Source organism: Methylosinus sp. Ce-a6, assembly GCF_009811655.1.
Classification (GTDB): Bacteria; Pseudomonadota; Alphaproteobacteria; order Rhizobiales; family Beijerinckiaceae; genus Methylosinus.
Window position 1 is genome coordinate 1 of record NZ_BGJX01000067.1, and the last position, 3,667, is coordinate 3,667.

General features: G+C 63.9%; 4 protein-coding genes. All 4 read left to right on the top strand.

What is annotated here, in order from left to right:
* Positions 1-359, top strand: a 359-nt coding sequence (locus Mspo_RS19735; RefSeq protein ID WP_210252819.1) for a hypothetical protein, incomplete at its 5' end; no start/stop codon positions are given.
* Positions 356-1,126, top strand: a complete 771-nt coding sequence (amoC, locus tag Mspo_RS19195; protein ID WP_159732865.1) for a bacterial ammonia monooxygenase, subunit AmoC — start codon at positions 356-358, stop codon at positions 1,124-1,126. The genes Mspo_RS19735 and amoC, both read left to right, overlap by 4 nt.
* A 267-nt stretch (positions 1,127-1,393) precedes the next feature.
* The gene (gene amoA, locus Mspo_RS19200) at positions 1,394-2,152 is read left to right on the top strand and encodes a bacterial ammonia monooxygenase, subunit AmoA (protein WP_159732867.1); all 759 of its coding nucleotides are present in this window, start codon (positions 1,394-1,396) and stop codon (positions 2,150-2,152) included.
* Between the two features lie 149 nt (positions 2,153-2,301).
* Positions 2,302-3,597, top strand: a complete 1,296-nt coding sequence (gene amoB, locus Mspo_RS19205) for a bacterial ammonia monooxygenase, subunit AmoB (protein ID WP_201281764.1) — start codon at positions 2,302-2,304, stop codon at positions 3,595-3,597.
* Positions 3,598-3,667: the final 70 nt, after the last annotated feature.

A 3,667-nucleotide genomic window follows, 5' to 3' on the forward strand; every position in this document is an offset into this window, starting at 1 on the left:
CCCACCCTATTGGATATTGTCATTGGGAGGCGGAACGGAAATGGTTGCGGCTCGCCGAACGGGGGCGTTTCGGATGTGATTGCGCATTGAGGCGCAGGGCGTTCGAGGTTTTCGTTTCGCGCGGCGATTTCGAGAGAATTCGTCACCGAGCAAAGAAGAAGAAAGCCGTCGGTCGGATCTTTTGGTTCGGCATGGCGGCGGGATCGGGAGGTCGGGACGGCGCTTCGTCTTTTTTCAAAGGGACGGGAAGCGGCTGCGACGGCAAGAACCGTGGAGACGAAGGCGCGTTCCGAGCAGGGAGGCGGGCGCGGCGAAATCGCTTCGAGAATCCCTGGGAGCACTTAGGAGGAAAGAGATGAGCGTAACGACAGAGACAACAGCCGGCGCAGCGGCCGGCTCAGACGTCATCGTCGATTTGAAGGGAATGTGGATCGGCGTGGCCGCTCTGAACATTTTCTATCTGATCGTGCGTATCTATGAGCAGATCTTCGGCTGGCGCGCCGGCCTGGACTCCTTTGCGCCGGAGTTCCAGACGTATTGGCTGTCGATCCTGTGGACGGAAATTCCGCTGGAGCTGGTCGCGGGCCTCGGCCTCGCCGGCTATCTGTGGAAGACCCGCGACCGCAACGTGGACGCGGTTTCTCCGCGCGAGGAGCTTCGTCGTCACGTCGTGCTGCTTCAGTGGCTGACCGTTTATTCGGTGGCGATCTACTGGGGCGCGAGCTTCTTCACGGAGCAGGACGGCACCTGGCACATGACGGTGATTCGCGACACGGACTTCACGCCGTCGCACATCATCGAGTTCTACATGAGCTACCCGATCTACTCGATCTTCGGCGTCGGCTCGTTCTTCTATGCGAAGACGCGCCTTCCCTATTTCGCGCACGGCTATTCGCTGGCGTTCCTGATCGTGGCCATCGGCCCGTTCATGATCATCCCGAACGTTGGCCTGAACGAGTGGGGCCACACCTTCTGGTTCATGGAAGAGCTGTTCGTGGCTCCGCTGCACTGGGGCTTCGTGTTCTTCGGCTGGATGGCGCTCGGCGTGTTCGGCGTGGTCCTCCAGATCCTGGGCGGCGTGAAGCGCCTGCTCGGCAAGGACGGCGTCGCGGCGCTGATCGGCTGATAGCGGCCTGACGACGAGGCCGCCCGCGCGGGCAAAGCGCGGACGGCCGCCTCCGGCGAACGAATTTTCCGAATGCTCCTGGAACGAAGGCTTCGTCCGGACGGCCGCAGCGCGGCGGTTCGGACGGGGTTTCGGCGAGGGCGGCGCGGGAAGGCGTGGGCCGGGAGGCTTATTCACCAAGGACAATCCGGCGCGAGAGAGCCGGAGACAGGTCTCGAGACGCCGGCGCCCGAGGCGCCGGACGGAAAGACACCAAGGAGAAGAGTGATGTCTACATCGAAGAGCGGGGGGGCTATCGGGCCTTTCCATTCCGTCGCGGAAGCGGCGGGATGCGTCAAGACCTCCGATTGGCTGATTCTGACGCTGCTGTTTCTGGCAGTGCTGGGCGGCTATCATATTCACTTCATGCTGACGGCGGGCGACTGGGACTTCTGGGTCGACTGGAAGGACCGCCGCATGTGGCCGACGGTCGTGCCGATCCTGGGCGTGACCTTCGCGGCGGCGGCGCAGGCGTTCTTCTGGGAGAACTTCAAGCTGCCGTTCGGCGCGACCTTCGCGGTTCTGGGTCTGCTCATCGGCGAGTGGATCAACCGCTACGTGAACTTCTGGGGCTGGACCTACTTCCCGATCAGCCTGGTGTTCCCGTCTGCTCTGGTGGTTCCGGCTCTGTGGCTGGACATCATCCTGCTGCTGTCGGGCTCCTATGTGATCACGGCGGTGGTCGGCTCGCTGGGCTGGGGTCTGCTGTTCTATCCGAACAACTGGCCGGCGATCGCGGCCTTCCACCAGGCGACCGAGCAGCATGGTCAGCTGATGACGCTGGCCGATCTGATCGGCTTCCACTTCGTCCGCACCTCGATGCCGGAATACATCCGCATGGTCGAGCGCGGCACGCTGCGCACCTTCGGTAAGGACGTCGTGCCGGTGGCCGCGTTCTTCTCGGGCTTCGTGTCGATGCTCGTCTACTTCCTGTGGTGGTTCGTCGGCAAGTGGTATTCGACCACCAAGGTGATCAGCAAGATCTGATCGGCCTCATCGAGGACGAACCGGATCGCAGAGATCACTCTTGCAACGAGGAGGGGCGGCTCGCAAGAAGCCGCTCCCGAGACGAGAAGCGGACGATGAGGGCCCGCAGGGCTCTGGTCCGCGGAAGAGAAACTTGGGAGGTTGAATCCATGAAACTTTTGGAGAGAATGGCCGCGCTGGCGACCGGACGGGTCGCTCGGCTCTTCGGCCTCGGCATGGCGGCGGCCGTCGCCGCGACGATGGGCTCCGTCGCTCCGGCGGCGGCGCACGGCGAGAAGTCGCAGCAGGCGTTCCTGCGCATGCGCACGCTGAACTGGTATGACGTGAAGTGGTCGAAGACCTCGCTGAACGTCAACGAGTCGCTGGTGCTTTCGGGCAAGGTGCACGTGTTCTCGGCCTGGCCGCAGGCGGTCGCGAACCCGAAGGCGTCGTTCCTGAACGCCGGCGAGCCGGGCCCCGTGCTCGTCCGCACGGCGCAGTTCATCGGCGAGCAGTTCGCTCCGCGTTCGGTTTCGCTCGAGATCGGCAAGGACTACGCCTTCTCGATCGAGCTGAAGGCGCGCCGCGCCGGCCGCTGGCACGTCCATGCGCAGCTCAACGTCGAAGGCGGCGGCCCGATCATCGGACCCGGCCAGTGGATCGAGATCAAGGGCGACATGGCCGACTTCAAGGACCCGGTCACGCTGCTCGACGGCACGACGATCGATCTCGAGACCTATGGCATCGATCGCGTCTACGCCTGGCACTTCCCGTGGATGATCGCGGCCGCGGCCTGGATCCTCTACTGGTTCTTCCGCAAGGGCCTGATCGCTTCCTACCTGCGCGTCAGCGAAGGCAAGGACGAGGAGCAGATCGGTGACGACGACCGCCGCGTGGGCGCGATCGTTCTCGCTGTGACGATCCTGGCGACGATCATCGGCTACGCCGTGACGAACAGCACCTTCCCGCGCACGATCCCGCTGCAGGCCGGCTTGCAGAAGCCGCTGACGCCGATCACGGAAGAAGGCACTGTGGGCGTCGGCACGAAGGTGGTTCGCGCTGAGCTGAAGGGCGGCGTGTACAAGGTCCCGGGCCGCGAGCTGACGGTTCAGGTCAAGGTCACGAACAACACGGACGAGCCGCTGAAGCTCGGCGAGTATACGGCGGCGGGCCTCCGCTTCCTGAACCCCGACGTGTTCACGACGAAGCCGGAGTTCCCCGACTATCTGCTGGCCGACCGTGGTCTTTCGACGGATCCGACGCCGATCGCGCCGGGCGAGACGAAGACGATCGAGGTGAAGGTTCAGGACGCGCGTTGGGACATCGAGCGTCTCTCCGACCTCGCCTACGACACGGATAGCCAGGTCGGCGGCCTGTTCTTCTTCTTCGGCCCGTCCGGCAAGCGCTATGCGGCCGAAATCGGCGGCCCGGTCATTCCGAAGTTCGTCGCCGGCGACATGCCCTGATCGAACCGCGGATAGAGCCTGATCAATACGCCGGCCGGGCCAAAAGCCCGGCCGGTTCTTTTTTCGAGAG